General features: G+C 37.2%; 19 protein-coding genes. 13 read left to right on the top strand and 6 right to left on the bottom strand.

What is annotated here, in order from left to right:
- Nucleotides 1-15: 15 nt before the first annotated feature.
- Both VIO64_RS08985 and VIO64_RS08980 read left to right on the top strand, forming a co-directional pair.
- The gene (locus VIO64_RS08985; protein WP_331917305.1) at nt 16-1,194 is read left to right on the top strand and encodes a copper amine oxidase N-terminal domain-containing protein; all 1,179 of its coding nucleotides are present in this window, start codon (nt 16-18) and stop codon (nt 1,192-1,194) included.
- A gap of 341 nt (nt 1,195-1,535) precedes the next feature.
- Nucleotides 1,536-3,950: a M4 family metallopeptidase gene (locus tag VIO64_RS08980; RefSeq protein ID WP_331917303.1), complete on the top strand. Its 2,415-nt coding sequence runs from the start codon at nt 1,536-1,538 to the stop codon at nt 3,948-3,950.
- 75 nt (nt 3,951-4,025) lie between these two features.
- Here the strand turns inward: VIO64_RS08980 and VIO64_RS08975 are convergent, their stop codons facing one another.
- The 4 genes from VIO64_RS08975 to VIO64_RS08960 all read right to left on the bottom strand — a co-directional run bounded on the left by VIO64_RS08975 (nt 4,026) and on the right by VIO64_RS08960 (nt 6,890).
- Nucleotides 4,026-4,778, bottom strand: a complete 753-nt coding sequence (locus VIO64_RS08975; protein WP_331917307.1) for an amino acid ABC transporter ATP-binding protein — start codon at nt 4,776-4,778, stop codon at nt 4,026-4,028.
- 16 nt (nt 4,779-4,794) lie between these two features.
- Nucleotides 4,795-5,451, bottom strand: a complete 657-nt coding sequence (locus tag VIO64_RS08970) for an amino acid ABC transporter permease (RefSeq protein ID WP_331917301.1) — start codon at nt 5,449-5,451, stop codon at nt 4,795-4,797.
- Between the two features lie 134 nt (nt 5,452-5,585).
- On the bottom strand, nt 5,586-6,419 hold the full coding sequence (locus VIO64_RS08965; RefSeq protein ID WP_331917299.1) for an ABC transporter substrate-binding protein: 834 nt from the start codon (nt 6,417-6,419) through the stop codon (nt 5,586-5,588).
- An 87-nt stretch (nt 6,420-6,506) separates the two neighbouring features.
- Nucleotides 6,507-6,890: a hypothetical protein gene (locus VIO64_RS08960; protein WP_331917297.1), complete on the bottom strand. Its 384-nt coding sequence runs from the start codon at nt 6,888-6,890 to the stop codon at nt 6,507-6,509.
- 295 nt (nt 6,891-7,185) lie between these two features.
- Here VIO64_RS08960 and VIO64_RS08955 point away from each other — a divergent pair, with 295 nt between their 5' ends.
- The 10 genes from VIO64_RS08955 (at nt 7,186) to VIO64_RS08910 (ending at nt 18,469) form a co-directional block, all read left to right on the top strand.
- Nucleotides 7,186-8,091, top strand: a complete 906-nt coding sequence (locus tag VIO64_RS08955) for a DMT family transporter (RefSeq protein ID WP_331917295.1) — start codon at nt 7,186-7,188, stop codon at nt 8,089-8,091.
- 342 nt (nt 8,092-8,433) lie between these two features.
- On the top strand, nt 8,434-8,868 hold the full coding sequence (locus VIO64_RS08950; protein ID WP_331917293.1) for a hypothetical protein: 435 nt from the start codon (nt 8,434-8,436) through the stop codon (nt 8,866-8,868).
- A 117-nt stretch (nt 8,869-8,985) separates the two neighbouring features.
- Complete coding sequence (locus VIO64_RS08945; RefSeq protein WP_331917291.1) at nt 8,986-9,891, top strand: hypothetical protein; 906 nt, start codon at nt 8,986-8,988, stop codon at nt 9,889-9,891.
- Nucleotides 9,878-10,447 (top strand): S24/S26 family peptidase, encoded by a 570-nt coding sequence (locus VIO64_RS08940; protein ID WP_331917289.1) that lies wholly within the window; start codon nt 9,878-9,880, stop codon nt 10,445-10,447. Before VIO64_RS08945 ends, VIO64_RS08940 begins: the two co-directional genes overlap by 14 nt.
- The gene (locus VIO64_RS08935) at nt 10,437-10,745 is read left to right on the top strand and encodes a hypothetical protein (RefSeq protein ID WP_331917287.1); all 309 of its coding nucleotides are present in this window, start codon (nt 10,437-10,439) and stop codon (nt 10,743-10,745) included. Before VIO64_RS08940 ends, VIO64_RS08935 begins: the two co-directional genes overlap by 11 nt.
- Nucleotides 10,746-10,799: 54 nt before the next feature.
- Nucleotides 10,800-11,702, top strand: coding sequence for a hypothetical protein (locus tag VIO64_RS08930; RefSeq protein WP_331917285.1), 903 nt, complete (start codon nt 10,800-10,802; stop codon nt 11,700-11,702).
- Nucleotides 11,689-13,476: an ABC transporter ATP-binding protein gene (locus tag VIO64_RS08925; protein ID WP_331917283.1), complete on the top strand. Its 1,788-nt coding sequence runs from the start codon at nt 11,689-11,691 to the stop codon at nt 13,474-13,476. The genes VIO64_RS08930 and VIO64_RS08925 overlap by 14 nt, the downstream gene beginning before the upstream one ends.
- Entirely contained in the window at nt 13,469-15,256 is a 1,788-nt protein-coding gene (locus VIO64_RS08920) for an ABC transporter ATP-binding protein (protein WP_331917281.1), read from the top strand. Before VIO64_RS08925 ends, VIO64_RS08920 begins: the two co-directional genes overlap by 8 nt.
- Before the next feature lie 145 nt (nt 15,257-15,401).
- Nucleotides 15,402-16,784, top strand: a complete 1,383-nt coding sequence (locus VIO64_RS08915) for a helix-turn-helix domain-containing protein (protein WP_331917279.1) — start codon at nt 15,402-15,404, stop codon at nt 16,782-16,784.
- A gap of 23 nt (nt 16,785-16,807) precedes the next feature.
- Nucleotides 16,808-18,469, top strand: coding sequence for a nucleotidyltransferase family protein (locus tag VIO64_RS08910; protein ID WP_331917277.1), 1,662 nt, complete (start codon nt 16,808-16,810; stop codon nt 18,467-18,469).
- 48 nt (nt 18,470-18,517) lie between these two features.
- On the opposite strand, the gene VIO64_RS08905 is transcribed toward VIO64_RS08910, so the two are convergent.
- Nucleotides 18,518-19,993, bottom strand: coding sequence for a GDSL-type esterase/lipase family protein (locus tag VIO64_RS08905; protein ID WP_331917275.1), 1,476 nt, complete (start codon nt 19,991-19,993; stop codon nt 18,518-18,520).
- A 284-nt stretch (nt 19,994-20,277) separates the two neighbouring features.
- Between VIO64_RS08905 and VIO64_RS08900 the strand changes: the two genes are divergently transcribed.
- Complete coding sequence (locus VIO64_RS08900; protein WP_331917273.1) at nt 20,278-21,522, top strand: MFS transporter; 1,245 nt, start codon at nt 20,278-20,280, stop codon at nt 21,520-21,522.
- Between the two features lies 1 nt (nt 21,523).
- On the opposite strand, the gene VIO64_RS08895 is transcribed toward VIO64_RS08900, so the two are convergent.
- The gene (locus VIO64_RS08895) at nt 21,524-22,195 is read right to left on the bottom strand and encodes a DUF2225 domain-containing protein (protein WP_331917271.1); all 672 of its coding nucleotides are present in this window, start codon (nt 22,193-22,195) and stop codon (nt 21,524-21,526) included.
- Nucleotides 22,196-23,486 lie beyond the last annotated feature (1,291 nt).

Here is a 23,486-nt window from a genome sequence, read left to right as displayed (position 1 = left end):
TATGGGAGGCCCAGGATGAATAAACTTTTAAAAGGCTACCTTTCAGGTTTTGTTTCTGCTGCAATTGTCACTACAGTAGTTTTTTCTGCACCAATTCAAAAGGAACTAAAGGTTGTATATAATAATATCAAAATTTATGTGGATGGCATTATGATTGAGCCTAAAGACGTAAAGGGCAATGAAGTGGAGCCTTTTATAAGTAATGGGACCACATATCTGCCAATTAGAGCTGTTTCTCAAGCTCTAGGGAAAAAAGTCGAATGGGATGATGCTTCAAAGTCGGTTTATATTGGGGAACGGATTAATAAAGACAATAAGGATACAAACGAGACATCAAAAACTCCCCAAATCGAGGGGATTAAAATGTTTCCTCCTGATAATTTCTGGAATACTCCCATAGATAAAATGCCTGTCCATCCTAAGTCAGAGGAATATATAAGTACTATAGGCAAGAGCAAGACTCTTCATCCCGATTTTGGCACCTTCTGGGAAGGGAAGCCCATAGGAATACCATACAATATAGTACCTGAGAATCAACCTATGGTAAGTGTGAAGTTTGATTATGATGAAGAAAGCGATCCGGGGCCATATCCGATACCTTCCAATCCGTTGATTGAAGCAGGAAGCGATAGACACATGCTGATTTTAAGACAGGGGTCCAACATTCTTTATGAGTTGTTCGATGCCAGAAAGGGAAGCAATGGCAGTTGGAGTGCGGGAAGCGGAGCAATTTGGCATCTTGACAAAAATGAAGTAAGAAAAAAGAACTGGACAAGTGCGGATGCGGCAGGTCTTGCCATACTTCCTGGCCTTGTCAGGTGGGATGAGGTCTATAAAAACAAGCAAATCAACCATGCATTGAGGATAACAGTCAGCAAGATTCAAAAGGCCTATATTTCTCCTGCAAGCCACTCGGGCGGCAGGTATACTGAGACCAACTATCCTCCTATGGGACTTCGGCTAAGACTTAAAAAGGATTTTAACATTTCAGGGTATGATCAGCATATACAGGTGATTTTAAAGGCGTTTAAAACCTATGGCGTTGTTATTGCGGATGTTGGAAGCGATATGTATGTATCCGGAGTTCATGACACCAGGTGGGATGATGATGTCTTGCGGGCGTTAAAAAAGGTGACCGCATCAAGCTTTGAGGCAGTATATACGGGAGATGCAGTACCTTACGGACAAGACTAATTTGGCTCGACTTTTAGTATGTAAATCGGAGTCCCCGGAATAAATACATGGACTGAATCAGAACACCATTTATATTATGCTTTATGACAAAATCAGCAAGTCGGTCTCCAACACCCTTTGTGTGGCATTCAGCACCTACAATAAACAATCCGCGGACACTTAAGCCGTGGCTTTGGATGTTCTTATAAAATATGTAGGTCAATAATTATTTATTATGTAAAATTTCAATTTTTTTCACTAAATTTTCAATTATTTTCAAGCCTCAGTATACGAAACTCTTATATAATACTTCTTGTACAAAGTAAAATATACAGTTGTTAAAAAGAGAGGAGAATTTTAACATGAAGCCATCAAGAAGTAAAGTATGTTCTGTATTGTTGTCTATGGGTATAATTGCCAGTAGTATTGTAGTGCCAGCTTATGCAGCTGAGAGTAAGGAGTTTATCCCTAAAGTCGCAGCAACTGACAGTTACGAAAGCCCATCATTTATGATAGGTGAGCTGAGTGAAAAGTCAAGCGAATCTCATGAAAAAATCGTTGAAAAAAACTACAGCAAGAAGCTGCAAGGTTCAGGTAAATATAAGGAGAAAAAATTCAAGCAAAATAAGAAGTTTAAAAACTCCATGGGAAGGACAGTAATCTCAACAATTCAAACCTTTAATGGATTTCCTGTATTTGGCACAGATCAAAATTTTCATATCAATGACGAAGGTGTGATTGAGTGTGTAGCCGGAAGCAATGTTGATGATTTGGAGAAAAAAGTAAAATCTACTGAATTTACTGCTAAATACTCGCAAAAAGATGTGTTAAATGTAATAGAAAACCACCTTGGATTTGCACCAAAGTATGAAATAGAACCAAAGCCTGAAATCATTCTTTATCCTATTAATGGTGAATATCTGTACACATACCAAGTAAAAGTGAAATCTATTGCTCCATATTATAAAGATTGCACTTACTATGTTGATGCAAATAACTTATCTCTTTTAAAAGTGGACAATCATATTGCTAATGCTGAGCAGCCAGCTTCCGGCTCCGGTGTTGGTCAGTCCGGTGACGACAAGAGTTTGAAGATGGTAAGGAATGATGACGGGAGCTATTCTTTAAAAAATACATATGAAAAGCTTGGAACATATAATGCAGCCAAAAATGCTTTTAATAATGTTAATCTGGAAGGCTTGTTTAGTGAGCCTGACAACTACTTTAACTCGGGCACGGACCAAAACTGTCAACAGGATGCGGTTGATGCACATTATACTGTGACAAATACCAGAAAGTTTTTTAGCAATGCACCCTTCTTCAGAAAAGGTAATGATGATTTAAATTCAGATATTACTGTTTGTGTTGTGAAAAATAGTACCGAGGTAAATGCATATGGCGGAACGAATTATATAGAATTCCATCCGGGACATGGATCAGCAGGTAAAAGTACATCCTTTGCACAAGATGTAGCAGCACATGAATTTACTCACGGAATGCTTTTTTCTGAAGGGTTAAGCTACAACTATAACAGTGAAAATGGTGCATTACATGAAGGTTTGTCAGATGTATTCGGTATTTTGGCAGAATATTTCGTCCCAAGTGAAGGACCATTCGATTGGTATTTGGGCGAAGATACAGGAACTACTTTTAGAGACTGTGCCAACCCAGGAATTGATGATTATAATGACTATACTGCTCAAAGCCCTGGAGCACACGCTGGCGGAGGAGTTGTGACAAAAGCCGCAAACCTAATGGCTGTAGGCGGAACTCATAATAACATTTCTGTAATTGCACTGGGCTATGGCAAACTTGCACGTATTTTCTACAATGCAATAAATGACGGATATTTAACCTCCAACATGACATATACACAGTTTGCAAATTATATAGTTCAAGCTGCCAATTTGTTATACGGAGGTAACAGCCAGGCCTATCAGAGCACCAAAGATGCATTTACTGCAGTAGGTTTGCTTCAGGCACCACCTACAAGCTTCAGGCTGATGTATGTCAATGGTATGCAAGTTCAGCTTGCATGGAGCGGAACATCAGGAGCAAGATATGGTGTTTATAGAAAAAGTGCAGGAACAAATAATGAGCCTGCATTGATTGCTACAACAACAAGTTCAACAGGATTACTAGTAGATACATTATCAGGAAGCTGTGATTTCTATGTAGCTTATATCGATCAGTCAGGAAACAGGATTTCTACATTCAGCAACGCTGTTAATGTTGAAAAACTAACCAAGAGTGCACCAACAAACTTTGCTATGTCATTTAAAAGTGGATTGAGCGTTCAGTTCAGTTGGAACGGTACAACAGGGGATAAGTTTGCCATATATAGAAAGGTTAGCGGCACAAGCGATGAGTTTGTGAAGGTTGGTGAAACTACAAGCAAGGTGATGTCTGTTGATACATTGATAGGCAAGTGTGATTTTAAAGTAGCAGTAGTTGATTCAAATGGAACAAGACTTTCTCCATTCAGTAATGTAGTAGCAGTTCAAACTTATGGAAATCCACCGCAAAACTTTAAAATTAGAAGCCAAGGAGGCATGTCGGTTACATTTGAATGGGATGGGGAAAACACTGCCAATAGATATGCTTTATACAGAGTATTAACAGGATCAATTAATGAGCCTGAAAAGGTATCAGAAACAAGGAATACAGCAATAGTAACAGCCACAACATCAGGAACATATGACTACTTTGTTGCTGTTGTGGATCTTGAAGGAAACAGAACGTCATTGTTCAGTAATGTAGTTATGATAAGCAAATAAGTCTTCTTGCTTCCAGTATAAAAAAGCTGGCGGGATTAAAGTCCTGTCAGCTTTTTTCATATTGTTATTTTGTTCTTACAGTACTTTTTGCAGGAATGATTTTGTTCTCTCATGCTTTGGGTCGGTAAAAATTTGCTCTGGTGTACCTTCCTCCAAGATTTCACCCCTGTCCATAAACAGGACTCTGCTGGCTACTTCCTTTGCAAATCCCATCTCGTGGGTTACTACCAGCATTGTCATTCCGTCTTTTGCAAGTTCTTTCATTACCTCTAGTACCTCACCGACCAGCTCAGGGTCTAATGCAGAAGTGGGCTCATCAAACAGCATTATTTTAGGTTTCATTGCAAGTGCCCTTGCAATGGCAACCCTCTGCTGCTGACCGCCTGAGAGCCTGGATGGAAATTCATCCTTTTTATCCTCAAGACCTACCTTCTTAAGCAGCATTAATCCGTAGTCCGTAGCTTCCTTTACGGAAAGCTTTTTAACTGTAATCGGTGCCTCAATAACATTTTGAAGAACAGTCATGTGAGGAAAGAGATTGAATCTCTGAAAAACCATTCCCAGCGTGGTACATATTTCAGAAACTTTCTTGTGGGAAATCTTTAGTTGATCTTTCCCCGATACCCTTTGGTCTATTAATTCGTCCTCAATATAAACACTGCCAGAGGTAATACGCTCTAGGTGATTGAGGCATCTTAGCATGGTGCTTTTGCCTGAGCCGCTAGGGCCAATGATGCATACAACCTCACCCTTTGAAACCTCAAAGTTTATATTTTTCAACACCTCGAGGGTGCCGAAGGATTTAGCTACTTTTTCCATTTTTACCATCATGCTAATCACCCCACTATTCATATACCGAATACTTTTTCTCAAGCTTTTCAAATATTAATGTAAAGAATGTTGTCATTGTCAGGTACAATATAGCTGCCGGAATGTATATGGCAGCGTTTGACTCCCTTGTAGAGATCTGGTTGGTTACTTTCATAAGCTCTGTCATGGCGATCATCGCAACAAGAGAAGAATCCTTTAATAGTGCAATGAGCTCATTTCCGACAGGAGAAATAAGTCTTCTGTAGGATTGAGGGACGATAACTCTTCTCATTGCCTGTCCGTAGCTCATACCCAAAGCCTTGGCTGCTTCCATCTGGCCTTTATCGATTGACTGTATTGCAGCTCTGATTATCTCTGCAAGATAAGCTGCCGAGTTTAAGGCAAGTGCTAAAAGTGCAGGGATCCATTGGCCCGGAAGCGTAAATGCCGTATGAATATTAGGGAGGGCATAGTATATGAAAAACAGTTGCATTAATAAAGGGGTACCTCTAAAAAGCCATATGTAAAACCAGCAAATTCGATCTATCAATTTGCTTTTTGACAACCTGCCAAGTGCCAAGAACAGCCCTAGAATGGAGCCGAAAAAGACAGATACAATAGTCAAAAGCATAGTGTTACCAGCACCTTCCAGAAGTGCCGGCATATATCCGATAAGTTTATCCAAGTCCAAAATTAACAACTCCCCGAAAATTGTTTTATCATTCTAAAATGCGTTGAACAGCAAAGTAAATATAATCTGTTCAACGCATTTTATAGATACCGACCTATAAAATTATATAAAAGTTCGGTATCTATAAATATAAATTACTGTAGATTTTTAGTTACATCTTCTCCAAACCATTTTTCAGAAATTTTCTTCATTGTTCCGTCAGCTTGCATTTCATCAAGAATTGTATTTGCTTTGTCTCTTAATTCGGCATCTTTCTTTTTGAAGCATAAAGCCATTGGCTCAGCATCGACACTTTCCCAGGCAAGATTATACTTATCCTTGTTATTTGCGATATAGTATTTGGCAACTACAATATCAACCATTACAGCATCCAGCCTTCCTGCGTCTAAATCCATAAATGGCTGTGTTACAAGGGGATATGTCGACATATCGTTTTCGTTAATTTTATTTTTACTAACAAGATCCCTTAGAAAATCTTCAGAAGTAGTTCCTGCTTGTAAGCCTACTTTCTTACCTTTGAGGTCATCAGGAGACTTTATGTCCGAAGTTGATTTTTTGGTCACGATAACCTGCTTGTTCGCTATGTATGGCTTTGTAAGTGAGTGCTCTTTCTGTCTTTCTTCATTGATGCTGACAGAAGAAATAATTACATCAAACTTGTTGATCTCAAGTGCCTGGAAGATACCTGTCCAATCGTTTGAAATAAACTGTACATCTGACTTGCCAAGCCTTTTAGCCAATTCTTTTGCAACATCAACATCAAAACCGATTGTTGTTTTTCCGTCGGAATCCTTAAATTCCATAGGAGGATAGCTATCATCAACACCAACTAGTAGAACATCGCTTTTAGCATCTGTATCAGAGTTTTGAGAGCTTTCCGTATTGTTTCCGCAAGCACTTAATGTTAGAAGTAAAATGATAGCTAAAGATGCGGCAAGAAGCAAATTACCTTTTTTAAATCTCAACATATTGAGACCTCCTCATGAACTTTTATTGCTTTATTGTTAACATAAAACATAATGAAAATATTATGTAAATAATAAGGGATTTGATGTTTAGGAATTAAGTTTCTTAAATATGTTATCTTTAATTTTATTTGGTAAATGGATTGAATTGGCACCTTCGTTGATAAGAGCCTGTCTGATATACTCGATTTCTGCCTCGGTGAGTAGTATTGAACGTCCTCGGTTATCCGTCTTAATGTGCTTCAAAATTTCATTTATAGTTTTTTTTGCATTTTCAATGTCGTCAAAAAAGAAGACTTCATGCTCCACGTCATAAATGCCGTTATTAGTTTTATAAATGGCAGTTAGATCCGGTATATTGATTCCAGTACGCTTTGAAATGTCAGTTAATTTGTAAAGTCCCATGTAGTCTACATAATAATTGTGCTTTCTTAGACTGGAGGCTCTGACTAAAAAACTTTCTCCACTTATCATATTTTTTCTCCCGGAAATTATTTGATGTCTACGACATATTAATTATAACAGCATTAATATTTTGGTACAATAAGCCTGCCGCTATTCTTTTGTTTATCATTGGGGATGTATTTTCCCAAGTTTAATAGAAATATATCAGCATTGATTTTATTTGTTATAAGACCCAAACATGATATTATGTTAACTTATTAATTTCTATAGTAGATTGTATTATTAACTTATGATATATTAAAAAAGCGGTTAATCTATTATAGATTATATGGTAATTTTTAATTTCAAGCTTGGGGAAATACTTATGGATAAATATAAATTCAGGTCTAATTTACTCCTTCTGCTCACAGCTGCAATCTGGGGATTTGCATTTGTTGCACAGAGGGTAGGGATAAAATACATAGGGACGTTTACATTCAATGGGACAAGGTTTGCTCTGGGAGCACTTTCACTCATACCCCTCATATTATTTTTTAATTATAAATCAAGGGTTGGAAAAGCTAAAGTTATTGAGCAGCAGAAAAATAGGAAAGAACTGTACATGGCAGGCCTGCTTTCCGGATTATGCCTATTTATTGCAGCAAGCCTGCAGCAGATCGGATTAATAGAAACCACTGCCGGCAAAGCTGCCTTTATAACAGGATTGTATATAGTTCTTGTACCTATACTCGGAATATTTTTGAGACAGAAAGTCGGAGTTTTCACATGGATTGGGGCGGTAACAGCAGTTGTAGGGCTGTATTTTCTTTCAATTAATGAATACTTTTCCATATCCAAGGGAGACTTGTTTGAGCTTGTGGGTGCTTTTTTCTGGGCAATTCACATTTTACTTATAGACCGTTTTTCACGCAAGGTTGATGCCTTGAAATTGTCATGTATGCAATTCTTTGTTTGTTCGGCATTAAGCATGATAACAGCCTTGGCGGTTGAGAATATAACACTCTATGGAATCTGCCAGGCCGGTATGCCTATTCTTTACGGCGGAGTTTTATCTGTTGGTGTTGCATATACACTTCAGGTTTTTGGGCAAAAAAATGCAAGCCCATCCCATGCGGCTTTGATCCTAAGCTTGGAGACTGTATTTGCAGCATTGGGGGGATACTTATTGTTGAATGAGAGATTAAACACAATGGGAATTATTGGGTGCATTCTGATGTTTTCAGGAATGGTTATTTCTCAATCGCATAGTTTTTTTCGAAAGGATAATTAAGATTATTGCAACTTAAATTAACAAAATATTGCCAAATGTATAATTGGAAAGTACTGCGACTGTAAGGGGTAAGAGCACCAAAATAACTATAAAACTGATTATTTATATAAGCCGTTTATTGTGGGGAGGAGGCTATCTCACCCAAAATAATTATTTATATTATGTTAATCTCAAAACTGGCTAAATTACAAAATAAAAAATACTCATTTATGATTATTTCGCATTTATATTATGTGATTATATAATATGAATGTATAAATTTGTAAGCATGCAGTCGGAAGGAAAACAAAAGCTAAGGATTTTTCAACTTTTAAAATCTCAAATTACGAAAGGAGAATTCCTGTGAATTATTTAAAGCCTTCAATAAAAAGTTTTTCCGAAGCAGAATTACAAAATGAGATAGTCGCATCAGCATCAGGCTTTTGGAGCGGAGGACCATCTGGCCAGGGAGGTTCCGCGACATATACATATTCAGATGGCGGTGGTACCAGTTATAGTGGGGGAGTTTCAGCATCCGGCGGCGAAGGCCATGTAACAGGTCAGGTATCTTCAGGAGATGTTAAAGCAGGCGTTGATTATAATGCTAATAAGAGTTCCTGGGATGCAACTGCAGAATACAAGTTTAACGACAGTGTAACCGGCAAAGCTGGTGTAAACAGCGACGGTGTTGCTAATGTGGGTGCAGAGTATAAAGTCAATGAAAATATTTCGCTTAACGGAAATGTAAACAGCCAGGGAGATTACAGTGTTGGAGTGAAATACAGCGTAAAGTTCTAAAACTATAAATAACTGCATGCTTACTATTTTAAAATGCAGCAACTAATCACTTTAATGTTTGGATTTGCGACAAATGTAGTAGATTTATCATTTTAATCTATTAGGAGGCTGAGTTTCATGAATAGAATCTTTGACTGCAATGTACTGACTGAGGGTCAAAAAGTGTATTCACAAGCATCTATTGAGATTGACAGGCTTCAGAACCTCTTTTGTTCAGAATCTAAGAGGTATCCATATAATCCTATGTGGCTGTATCCCTATTTGTTCTGTGATGCTTTTCCTTCAGTTGACAGCAAGTGTCTCAATATTCTTTGTACAGCCTCAGTTTTTCTACTAGAGCATATTCTTCACTATGACAACATGATTGACGGACAAGCTCTGCATGACTCAAAGGAAATACTTTATAAAAATTATTTGCTGCACATGTCTACAAGACTTTATTCACAACTTTTTGATTTCAAAAGCCCATTCTGGGACTATCATGAAAGGTATTTTAGTGAATACTTGCATGCAGTACATCTTGAGCAATTAAATCATAAGGATAAAATCAACCGCTACTCAGAGGAAGAATTCATTAAAATTTCAAAAGGCAAAGCTGCACTTTCAAAAGTAGTGATAGCAGCATTAGGATGTCTGGACAACAATAGCATTGCAATGGAAAGGCTTAATATCTCACAGGATTATTTCTCGCAGGGATACCAGTACTATGATGATTTGAAGGATATCAACCAGGATTTGAAAAACAAGATATACTCATGGGTCATTACTGAGGTTTTACTAAAGAGCGGCAAAGACTGTCTGGAGGAAAGGCAATTAAGGAACCTGGTGGCATTGTATGGGTATGATGAATACATGCTCAAAAAATCAATTGAGATGTTTGATAAAGCCCTGGCGTTTACTTGCGAAGAAAATGCATGGATACGGTATATACGGATTACCAAAAAGACATCGGAAGAGCTATTGGAAAAAATCTGCTCCATCAAAACCCAGAGCGACTTAGGGAGGGATTATGCCTGTCAATAACAACAAGATTGATATGATTGCAATATTGAAGGCAAGAAAGAATCTCAATAGGGGAACATGGATAACCACATGCGGCATCAGCATGAATCCTCTGATACCACAGGGATCAAAGGTATATATAAATCCGGTAGCATCTGGTATCAGGGTAGGCGATGTAGTGGTGTTTGGATTGGAAGGCAATTTGCTTATTCACAGGGTAGTCAGGCTTTATACCGAGAACTCATCAGTATATTACCAGACCAAGGGCGATAATGTATTTTATCTGGATCCTGTAATTAATGAATCAAATATTATGGGATGTGTTGAAAAAATTCATACTACACCAAGTGACGGAGCAATATTTGCATTACATAATGGGATACTGGCACGGGTAATCGCAGGGATATCCCTTTTTGAAGGAAAGATCCACAGGCTGTCATGCAGCGAAGTTTTATTTATAAGACCAATGCTTATCTGTATGAAGTATATACTTAAGTCTCTTATACTGATGTGCTCCTATTTAATGAAGATGAAGTCAGAAAGACACTGTACGAGGGGGATGACAAATGGAGTTTAACAGGCAAATAAGGATAATAAAAAGCAGTGATGCTGAAGAATACGCTTTAGATGACGGAAGCCTGGTGGTATATAAGGCTTCTACCGAATTCACCCATGTATTTAATGAAACGGCCGCCTTTTTATGGAAAGAATGTGATATGAAATGTTTTAACGATATAGTTGAACTCTTTATTTCCAATCTTTCCAGTGGTTGTGATGGTACAAATCACGAGGTTCTCAGAGAAGAAATTATTAAAGACTGTGAAGAGCTGTTTGTTGATATGATGAATAAGGAACTGGTTATGTTTGATGCATAGCAGCCTTTTTGTTGTGCCTGTATTTACTATACTGTGAGGACGGGGATATTAATAATGGGATTTTACTCTGAAAAATATATAACCCACAGAAATATTGGATGGGCAATCTGTATAAAAAATTATGTAGAAGAGCTGGATGATCATATTGACTTTATGTTTAAGATGTTTGAGATTTCGGACAAGCTTGAAAATAATCTACGCTTGCCGGGAGCATTTATAATAAAAAATGAAAGTGATATGATATATAGACTGTCATATGATGATAGTGAAATTTCCAGTTCAAATGGTCTAAGCGGGATATTAGGGGAGTTGTACGAAGTTGCTTTTTTGCCTGTATTTCTAGAAAACTCATACTGGTGGTATCTGCATGGGGGTGCAGTTAGCTATAACGGAAAGGCAATTATAATTTCAGGCACTACACATGCCGGTAAAACTACAATGATTTCAACTCTCTGTACAAAAGGGGGCAGTTATCTTACCGACGATATTGTACCGATAAATGTTGAAACCCTCAAGGTATCGCCATTTCCTCATCCGGTTGCCTCAAGGAATATAGGTCATATGGAAGGGGAAGTGCTTTCCCGGCATTTTAGTATTTCAGCGGTTAAGATGCTTGGAAAAAACAAGCATCATCCTGGAGGGGACGAAAAATTTATTTTAAACCCTAAACGTTTTGAAGACATAGAAGGCTTAATACCTGCAAAAGCAGTTGTGCTTTTAAAGAGGATGGAAGGTTATGACGGAGTATGCATTAAAAAGCTGTCTTCAGGGGAGGCATTTATAAAGCTCCTTCTAAATTCAAGGCATCCACAGAACATGGCAAAGAACAGAAAAGTTGCAGCCAGGCTTTCAAATAAGGTCCAGGTATACGAGATTGAGTACAGTGAAAGTATTGATGCTGCTTCTCATATACTAGAATTTCTTTTTGGTGGTGAAGAAAACAATGAACAGAAGTAAGGTGTTTTCAGATACAGTTGCGTTTATGAAAGCTGCCAATTCCGGAGGGTTGGGAAGCTTAAGAATGCTGCTGTTTATATACCTTATATCAATGGTTTCATCATCTTTGATTCTTGTCCAAATAAACAGCATTCGCAGTCTGATAAACGGTGCATCTCTAAAAGACATGCCTATGATAGCAAGTGCTCTGTTTATGATTGTTGCCATCAACATAATCCTTGTTCCCTTTTTGAATATTATAAATGAATACATGTCTTCAAGGCTTATTGTCAGAATGAATGAAGAAATTCAAGCTTTGGCAATGGGAAAGCTAATGAAATGTAAAATGGAAAACATTAAGAAGTACCATAGTAACGATCTGCTTTCGATATTATACACATCAGCATCAAAATCCTTGTCAGGGATAGTAACGGTAATAAAGAATTTGCTGTCAGCGGTATGCTCATCTGCAGTTGTTATTGGGTATCTTTTTTATAAAGGTCCGTCCTTGTTTTTTGGAGTAATGGCTATTACCGCACTGCTCTCCATTGCTCTTATTCCGCTGCTTTCAAAATATAAAAAGTGTTATTCGGAAGAAGAGAAAGCACGGCTTAAGGTTGAATCCTTTATACAGGACTCAATTTCAGGTGCTGAAATTATAAGAGCCTATTCAATTAAAAAAATGTTTTCAGAATTATTTTTGCAAGGTTATGGTGCTCTACTAAAAAAATCCAAGGCAGTGGGCATTATAAATTCTGCAATAACCAATGTGAAGTTTGTTATCGGGCTGGCGGGTGCACTGTTTATATTTTCATACGGATGGGTTTTGGTGGTCAATGGAAAAATGGACGTTGGTGCTCTACTGGCATTTGTTATAGGCTTCTGGATATGTGTTGAACCTATTGCTAGAATTTCCATACTATGGTCGGAGTATTTACAAGCGGCTTTCCATATGGGAAAGGTGTCCGAAATATTAAGCTTCAGGGACGAGTGGGAAAACAATATAGAAATTGAGAAGGGTGGGGAAGCTTCGGCTTTAGAAGGTGGAAATATACAAATAAGCTTTGACAAAGTGTGTTTCAAGTATGATAAGGATGAAATTCTTAAGGATATAAGCTTTGAAGTGCATGACAATACAATAGTAGCAATTGCAGGACCAAGCGGGTCAGGAAAGACTACTTTGCTAAATTTGATGTTGGGTTTTGAAAAACCGCATAAAGGTCAGATTGCCATAAACGGCAGACCAATGCTCCAATATGGCATTGATAGTTTAAGAAAATTGATTTCCTTTGTACCACAGGAGCCGGTAATTTTTAACACTACATTCTATAACAATATTCTTACAGGCAAACTTGGTGCCACACAGGAAGAAATAACTGAGGCTGCAAAGCTTTCAGGAATAAATGACTTTATTTGCAGCAGCAGGCACGGGTATTTTACACAGGTCAATGAAGGGGCATTAAACATATCGGGAGGAGAAAGGCAAAGAATTGCAATTGCAAGGGCACTAATAAGAAAACCCAGGATTTTGATACTTGACGAGCCTACATCTTCACTTGACATCTATAATGAATCGTTGGTTAATGAAATAATACGCAGTGCCAAAAGAACTGGAATTGTCTTTGTTGTTTCTCATAGAATGTCAACGATTAAGAATGCAGATATTATTCTCTTTTTAAATAAGGGAAGAGTGGAAGAAAGCGGAAGTCATAAAAGTTTAATGGCTAAAAGAGGAATGTACCATAAGTGGATAACAGACAATATTGAAAAATGCGAAGGTGAGCTGTATGCCTAAATTAATAAAAGCCAAAAAAGATTCCTCTGCCAAAAGGATAATAGCATTTTTTTTACCATATACAATTCTTATTGCTGCAGCTTTTATGCCTATGTGGATTTATTCGGCATACAATTTTTCGTTTGCAGTTTTTCAAAAAATAATAATAAACCTTATGGGGACTAAGGATATAGAAGCTCTAAAAAAGCTTCTTGGAGCAGTGTTGGCAATATCAATCGGAGCCATAGCCTTTCTTATATCCGGTGAATTTTTAAAAAGCCATATACAAAACCTGATTGTACGGGATATCAAGCTTTCCATGTTTGAAAAATTAAACAGTCTATCAATGAGTAAACTGAATCAGTTGGGTTCTTCGGATATTTTTTGCAGGATATCCTACTTTTCAGAATCCATCGTTAAAATAATATTAAAAGACTTTTATAGTATTATATACAACGTATTGGTATATTCTGTTGCATTCTTTTACTTGGCGTGTTCCAATGTGTTTATTGCACTGGCAGCAGCTTCTACAGGACCGGTGATATTTCTTGCCGGACATTTTTTCAAAAAGAAGCAGGATAAAATAATCGGGCAGCAAAACCAATTGGACCGCCAGGTGCGTGCATTATGCCATGAAGTTTTGACAGGTATGAAGGAAATAAGAGTTTTCGGAGTGCAGAAAATATTTTTGGATTCTTATACAGATGAAATAAAACTTAGGCAGAGCCTTACATTTAAGCTTCACATGCTATTTACCTTCCAAAGCCAGATTTCAAACATAATAAAGGGCGGACTAAATGTTGTGGTTTTGTATTTTATAAGTATTATGGCAATAGGTGGCAAAATAACCATAGGGGAGGTTGTTGCATTCAATTATCTTTTCGGTATTATGCATGGACCTGTTTTAGGGATTTCCAATTCCATTAATACCATGAGGGAAAATGTTAGAAATTCAAAGACGGTTTTTGACTTTATGGACATTGAAACTTTGCCAGATAACAAAAACGACAACAAACGGCCGGAGAAGAAAAGCGATATGGCTATCTCTCTAAGTAATGTTTCACTAACTATAGGGAGTAATGAATATAAAATATTTGATAAGCTTGATTTGAATATAAGGGAAGGTGAGAAAGTTGCGTTGGTTGGCCTCAGCGGTGGAGGAAAGAGCACTCTTTTAAAGCTTTTGTGCGGGTTGTATATTCCTGACAAAGGAGAAGCTGAGCTCTTCGGTAATTCCATCAAAAATACCGAAACAGCTCGAAAGTTGGTAGCGTACATCCCTCAAAACCCATATGTTTTTCCACAAACCATTGCTATGAACATAGGCGTTGGAAAAGAAGGCACTGGGATGGATGAAATCCGTGCTGCGGCTGCTCTATCAGGTGCTCATGGCTTTATTGCCGATAGGGAGAATGGATACGATACTGTTCTCAAAGAAAACGCAGCCAATCTCTCGGTTGGACAAAAGCAAAGAATTGCTATAGCAAGAGCTTTTCTCAAAAATTCTCCCATTATACTGGCAGATGAGCCTACGGCTTTTTTGGATAAGGATTCTGAAGAAGTCTTCTATAAGTCGATAAATATGCAAAAGGGTAAGACAATTGTTGTTGCAGCACATAAGCTATACACTATAAAAGGGTTTGACAGGATTCTGGTGCTGGAAAAAGGTAAAATAATTGAAGAAGGAAATCATGATGAGCTTATGGTACAAAACGGTGCATATAAGAAGATGTTTCTTATGCAAAGTAATGCTGGGGAAGAAGAAAAAGCGAAAAATGAGGAAAAATTGTTCACTGCATGAGGTATAGTGGTAAATGTTATTACTATTGTATCTGCAAAGTTATGTTGGTATAATATGTTAATATAACAAGAATAAATTTAATTTATATTAAAAGTGCTAATAAACTTATATTTTCATTTTTAATATAATCATATTGGGTAAAATAATGAACAATTTATCATTTTTTGCTACAGAAAAAATGGATATCTATAAGGGGATAGAAGGCAAGAGGCTGGCTTTTAAGCGATTTCTGTCGGAAATACAAAAGCTGGAGGAGCCTGCAGACGTGTATGTTACAACCGGCTCTAATCTTTTATGGCTCAGTGAAAGCAAAGAGTTCATTGAAAGCTCAAGAGATTACTTTATCGGGCTCCTTGACAAAGTAAAGGGGTTTTATATACTTCACAGCTTTGACAGAAGTGTTTCTACCCTTATTTATTTTAAAAATTACTGGATTCCTATATATTTAACGGGTAAAATCAGCGGATATGTTCTAAACGACTACTACCCAAACCAACCCAAATATACCATTTTTATTATTGATAACAGAATTTGTGTTTTTTCTCTGGAAACTGAAAGCATGGATGACAGCATAACTTTTTTTTCCGAAAGCTTGGATGTTATTACTTCAATGAAAAATATATTTCTATCCATGCAAAAGAATAGCGTTCCGCTGGGTGATGCTGCTGACAAATGCCCAAATCATTTTGTAACAGAGCTTTTCGAGGCAGGAAGAAAACCCGGAAGTTATTTTGCCTTTTTCAATGCTATGGCTGCTATAGGTATGCCGCCATCTATTTATAAAAATGTGTTGAAATCATTGGATTTGCCGTTGGCTGAGCAGAAAGAGAAGCTAAAGCTTTATTGCGATTGTTATGAGGAATTTATGGAAAACATAGTCAGGTTTCATCACAGCATCGTTATAAAATGTAATCCTGTATATGAGTTTTCCAACTTTGAAAAAATTAGATATAACGGCATTTACTTTTTTGAAAACCGCGATATATATGTTGACAAGGAACTTTACATCAAGCACCTGGAGAATCTATTGGAAATAAGTAAAGAAAGTAAGCTGAATATTATTTTTTTGGATCCGCAAAACTATATTAACAAATCACCCGGGTTTAACTATATTTTGAAAGAAAATGAGAAAGTGGTAGTGTTCGACAAAAAGCAGGGTACAGACACTTATCAATATTTTTCATCGGAGAGTAAAATCCTTACAAACAATTTCTTTTTGTATCATAATAACATAATTGGTTCAATACAGGGGGATAGCCTTGATCCGGAGAAAATATCAAGTGATATTATCAAGCAGTCACAGGCCTGTAGGAATTTTGACAGCGAGGATAAATTGAAGGTTCTTACCAACAGAGAAAAGGTCATTGTAAAAATGTTATATGAGGGGATTAAGATATACGACATTTCGATTGGAGAGCATATAAGCCAGAATACTGTTAAAACCCATATAAGAAATATTTACCGTAAATTGGGAATTAACTCTAAATATGAACTTATTAAACTTTTATCTGAAGCTCCTCAAAAATAATCGATTGAAAGAGGGGATAACCGATGAATCCGGCTTTAGATGATTTGAAGTATTTTTTAAGAAAAAATGCAGTAACAGACAGCATGCTTTTGAATGATATAAAAAGGTTGGAGCTTGGCACACTACTTCTGGACACCGTCAAGCAAATGGATGAAACTCTATACTTGAAATCAAATATTCGAATTTTAGCCCAAAAGAATAAGAATTGCATATTTGAAGAGGAAATCTACAAAATTGCAGATGCAGCAGAGGCTGCAGGAATAAAAGCAGTATTTATAAAAGGGCTGTTATTGGCTGACGATTTGTATGAAAAACCGGAAATAAGGCAGTCGGTTGATGTGGACCTTTTGATTGAAGCTCACAACATGGCTCCTTTTTTGAAGATTTTAGAAAGCCTTTCCTATAAGCCCTTTGACAAGAAAGAGGGCTATCAGCCGTGGAGTTTTATTGAAGAAAATATTCATACCTATAAAGATAAAAAGCATGAAGAATTTTATAAGGAAGCAGATTTCAAAGGGAGAAAGGTAGGGGTACTGCTTGAGCTTCATATGCATATTCTGCAGCCCGGAATTATAAAGACAAATACTTCACAACTTATTGAGCGTGCCGTCTTACGAAATAAAAAAGGGCATAATATTTGGCTTTTAGAAATGCATGACAATGTGCTGCTCCTGTTTTTGCACTTCTATGAACACTTTATTATTTCGTTTAACAACTACTGTTGCAGTATAGAGACTGAAAGAACCAATATTCAATCCTTCCACGATATTGCTTTGCTTTTGGACAAGTATGGCAGCATTATCTCGTGGGATGTCATGTTCGAAAGGATAAAAGCACTGAAAGGATGCATAAATCTTGCACTGGCCATACATCTTTTCAGCGGCATTTACCCCGGTAGGGTTCCGGACGGATTTTTAAAGAAATTGGTTTCTCATGGGTTGGATCTGTCAAATCCTATAAGTAAGTTGTGCCATCACCTTATCTCTCAGTTAAATCCTACAGATATTTTATATAAAGATTTTGATTACTTATTAAAAAATATGAAACCGATAGAAGGCAATGAAGTACAACAGCTCCTGTGTCCATTTAAGAATAATGACGGACAAAATATGGGAGGATTATTTTTAATCGATGAATTTGCCGAAAATATAGAGAACATTTATGGAACTTATATAAGCTGCGGTAAAAAGCCTATTTCCAGTTCGGAGGGCAGTGGGAAGGGCAGAGTGTGGTGGGACCCAAACCGCTTGTATATACATATCAAAATATATAAAAAAGTTTTAGTATTTAATGGAAGAGTCAAGAACTACCATGATCAGGATGGGGTAGAAATACTGATGAATAACGGTAAAGACTTAAGACACAGGCACATTGTATTTAATCCGCAATTGGAGTATGATGCTGTCAATATGGTAATTATAAATGGAAAAACATCTTGTCGGATGGATGAAGAAGGAGTAAAATACAAGATTGTCATCCATGATGACGGGTATGAACTGGAAGCAGGTGTGCCCTGGCAATGCCTGGACGTTGTTCCGGATGTGGGACTTAGGTTTAGATTTAATGTTGCTATCAATCTATGTGATGAACAAACCGGAAAAAGGAGAACAAGGCTTTCGTGGGCAGGTAAGGATAATTGGTGGTGGGATGTAGATACATATGGGGAATTGATTTTGACGGAGTAAGAATAAGTGAGCCCGGAAGAAAATTCCGGGCTCAGCATATATCCGGTTTTATTTTGTGAATAGTGTCAGATCCATCACTTCAGCCAGTTTTTTGTATCCTTCAGGGTTAAGATGCAAATGGTCACCGCTATCATAAGTATTTAACAGTTTTGATTGATCGTTTGGATTTCGGACCGCGGCATCAAAATCCATTACTGCATCAAACTGGCCGCTGGTTCTTATCCAATCATTGACGGTTTTTCTTACTTGTTCGTGAATGGCACTATCGTATTGTGAGCCGCCAATTGGTGTAATTGTTGCACCATAAACAAGTATATTCTTTGCATGTGCCTTGGTGATAAATTGTTTGTATGTGTTTATCAGGTTTGTGGCTGTCTGAGTGGAAGAAGCTGATCCGATATCATTAACACCTTCAAATAATATAAGGTAGCGGACACCGCTTTGCTCAAGCACATCCCGATCAAATCTTGTAGTGGCTGTTGGGCCCAATCCCCCCGAAAGCACCGTGTTTCCACCTATACCCTGATTAAGTACCGCAACCTTGGATGTAGCTGAATTTGCCAGGAGGCGGTCAGCAAAGTTATCGGTCCATCTGTTCTGTTTGTCTGTTGTTGAGCCTCTGCCATCGGTAATCGAATCCCCTAAAGCAACAACAGCTTTGTACGAATCTTCGGTAAGCACATCCAAACCTGTTATAACATACCAATGCTCAGTCTTTACTGAGGAAGCCATGCTTGCACTGGTAACTTTATTGCCGGTCAGAATATATGATGTTGTTCTGGAACCCGGATGGCCTGTCAGAGCTGAAGGCACACTTCCGAAATAAATAGTGACAGCCATATTGGTCAGCTTAGGCAGATCAAAATCAAGTGGATCGGAAGTTACTGTCTGGCCTGCCGGAATTGTTACTGCTTCTTTTCCGCTGAATTTTATCACTTTATCAGTATCAGACTTGATTGAGTCTGAACCCGCTGATACAGCTAAATGTACAGAGTTCATTACCAGAGGCGAATTTCCGTATTGATTGGAAAACTTAAACCGCACTTGATTTCCTCCGATCGATACTCTGAAAACCTGACGAAGAGTGTTGTTTGAAAGTCCAGGGCTTGGCGGCATATTGTTTTGTTCAACCAATTGCGGAGCAGTTCCCCATGTACCGACCCACTTATTCGCAGCTGAAGTTGGAGCAACAGTTGGTGTAGGTGGCTTGGTTGTAGGTGTGGGAATTGGCGTATTTGTATTTGCTACTGAGGTGTTAAATTTGGAAGCAATTATTATTACATCAGACATGTTTATAGCACCGTCGCTGTTTAAGTCATATGATGCAATATATTTGCCATCTCCGGTTACAGAATTGAATGTTTTTGCCAATTGAATAACGTCAGACATATTAATTACACCGTCATTGTTCAAATCTCCTGAAGGTGTAGCACTGGCTGTCTGAGTCGTGAATGCAGCTAATGAAGCCAATATCAGCATTAAGACAAAGACGCAAGCAGAAAGTTTTTTAGAATGTTTTTTCATGTAAGGCACTCCCTATTTCTATATTTTTATATTACTGTTGCAAAACCACTTTGTGATTTTGTTTATGATTGCTGCTAATAAATATTTCGGGATATATGGTTTTTTAAGTCGGTTTATTATAAATGGCAATATAAAAACAGAAATATAAAAACAGAACTGTAAAGTTATATATCGGTTCGGTATCTATATAATAGCTGTTGCTATGTTGGACTTTAAGTATTAAACTTGTATAGGAGTTATAAGGTTCCGGATACATGCAAATATGACCTGGAGGCACAGAGTTTATGGCTACTTTTTTTCTAATTATTATTTATATGGCTTTCATCAGCCTTGGTTTACCCGATTCTTTGGTAGGAGTGGCATGGCCTCTTATGCAGTTGGAATTTGGCGTACCATTTGAGTCAGCTGGAATGGTTTCTATGTTTATAGCAGGGGGAACTATTGTATCAAGCCTGGCAAGCGGGTTTGTCCATAAGCACCTGGGTACCGGTAAAATAACATTTATTAGCTGCTTGGTGACTGCTGCCTCATTATTGGCATACTCATTTGCACCATCTTTTATCTGGCTTCTGCTTCTGGCAATACCTCTTGGCTTAGGAGCAGGATCTGTCGATTCGGCACTTAACAACTATGTTGCATTGCATTACAAGGCACATCACATGAGTTGGCTTCATTGTTTCTGGGGAGTTGGAGCTACTTTAGGTCCAATAATCATGTCACAGTTTATTGCAGGACAAAACTCATGGAGAAATGGATTTGTAGCAGTTTCATTGATACAATTCTCACTGGTTGTTTTACTTTTCTTTACGCTGCCATTATGGGACCGTATGGCAAAAGAATTTCACAATAAGTCTGACAAATTAAACGAAGCGGAATTTATGAATAATCATGGAGATTCAAATAAAGGGGCAGAGGAGCAAGACAAAGAATTGGTTCCTGAAAAAGAAAAAAGCTTGAAGCCCTTGAAAGTAAAAGGCGTTAAGCTGGCACTTGCTTCATTTTTGTTTTATTGCGGCGTAGAATCTACTATGGGACTATGGGGCAGTAGCTTTTTGGTTGGAGTTAAGGGGTTGACTCCAGCTGCTGCCGCACAATTGGTATCCATGTTTTATGCAGGAATTACCATAGGGAGATTTATAACAGGGTTTATTACCTTGAAATTAAATAACATTACTCTTATACGTGGTGGCCAAATTACAGCATTAGCAGGAGCTATAGTCCTGCTTTTGCCTTTGCCGACGTTGTTTACTCTTTTAAGTTTTATTGTTATTGGAATAGGATGTGCACCAATTTTCCCATGCATGATCCATGAAACCCCTGCACGTTTTGGAAAGGAAAATTCCCAGGCTATAATCGGTTATCAAATGGCACTAGCTTACACAGGGGCCACATTCTTGCCTCCATTCCTTGGAGTTGTAGCAGCCAGAACATCAATAGGCATTTTTCCGTTTTTCGTATTTGCATATATAGTTATTATGCTTAGCTGCTCAGAAAGGATAAATGTTTTGATGAAAGGCAAAAGGCTATAGGCTAGGATACAGCAAGTTCCTTAGTGAGGTGATATTGATCTCGGGCATTTTCCAACAGCATCTTGTTGTTTTTGGCTTCAGGAGAGCTTATCAATTTACTGAACCAGGTTATTGCTTCGTTATAATTTCCTATTCTACGGTTAAGCTCACCAAGCATGTACATACATGTACATTCATCGAACTTACCGATTGGGAATTTTTCCTGTTGGTATGAGTCGTTGTAATTATTCAAGGCACATTTTAAAAAGTCTATTTCTTTCTCGTCTTTTTTAATTCTATAAAGCCATGCCAATCGAATATTAATCTTGGCAAAATCACTAGGAGCACCACCGATTTTTTGTAGGTTGTAGAGTGCAAGCTTATATGCCTGCAGGGCATCATCAATGCTTCTTTCGCCTGTAAATTTTCTGCTTTTCCAAAAGGCAGTGATGGCTTCATTAACTTTCCTGGCACCATTAATATCAAGATTCGCAAACCTATCACTGAGGGCTGTATAGCCACATAATTCGCAAACCCATGCATCATAAAACATAGGATTAACGCCTGCATAATTAACAAAATAATCAGTATCATAGGAAGAAACAATGCAGGCTTTAGCTTTTACCCTTGTAACTTCGATTGTTTTTTTGCATGCAGGGCAGGTAATCTTTTTGTTATAAAGTACATCATCCATAATAATCCCTCTTTTTCTATTATGTTAAGTCTGTGAAATAATACAGATTAAAGCCATAAGAAATGACTTGTAAGCAGGTTATAGTTTTAATGGTTGTCAGTGAATTTGATGTTAGAGATTGACTTATGATTTTGAAGTAAGTGAATAATATATATAATTATATACTTATTAGGGAATACAGTCAAACTTAGTAGGAAGTCAATTTAAAGCACAATCTACGATTTTATTTGAGATTTTGAACAATTCTTTGGTTTTTATAAAAATGCAGTATTATATTTAATTTAATATATTGATATCGAACTGATATATACCTTTACAGTTCGATATCAATATAAAACGAATTTTTCGCAATATATTAATCAAGGGAAATGTTTTGCAATAATTAAAAATGTAAAATGATTAGTGCAAAACATATAGTTGCTTGAATATATGGTATAATTAGGCATATTCATTTAGAATTAAAAATAATAGTTATTATTTGTGCTGCCAGCCACGGCAGAAGAGTGGAGGATTAATATGAACTTATATATTATTTTTATTCTCGTAGCCTTAGTGGGGGGCTATGTCGCGTTTTGTATTACCTATTTACTGAATGAATTTATAATAAAAAGAAATGCAAATAAGTTTCTAATATATTTCCCAGCCATTATTTATTTGCTTATTGCATTTAAATGTTACAGTACAATGTATACTGAAAGTTTAGTGGGGATACTTTCTTACTTTGGAGGTATCGTTATCGTAATATGTTTTTTGACTTCACTCCTATCTGCAATAATCCTACAGTTTAAGAACAATAAGAGTGATAATAAGAGCTATAACAAGAACCATAGATAAGTATTAGATGGCTTTGGTTGATTTTAGGTATGCTAAATATGTATATTGAAATGAAGCAATTTAGACTTTGGTGGAGTATAAAGGTGTATGAATTCAATAGCGGGACAAGAATCGCTAATATAGCCCTATAAGCCAAAATGTCAGTTTGAATAAATAGTAGATAAGGTGTTATAGTATTAAAGCTGTCGCTGATGAAGCGGTCCTGACAGGACGGAACATGCTGCGACAAGTAGGAAAAAAGTGTTATTGAAAAAGTGTTGACATAACATTGTGAACATGTTAAGATGAATATCCACCCGAGAGAGTGGAACAAAATTGGACTTTGAAAAGTAAACAGTGTAAAAAGACGAAAGAAACTCGTTAATTTTAATTGAGTAACTTGCGAACTTTATAAAAAGCTAGTAAGTAATTTAAGAGCTAATTAAATTTTCAAATATTAATTTGAGAGTTTGATCCT

This window comes from Pseudobacteroides sp. (assembly GCF_036567765.1).
GTDB lineage: Bacteria > Bacillota > Clostridia > Acetivibrionales > DSM-2933 > Pseudobacteroides.
Note: the sequence above shows the minus strand (reverse complement) of the source record. Positions and strands in the feature narration are given on the sequence as shown.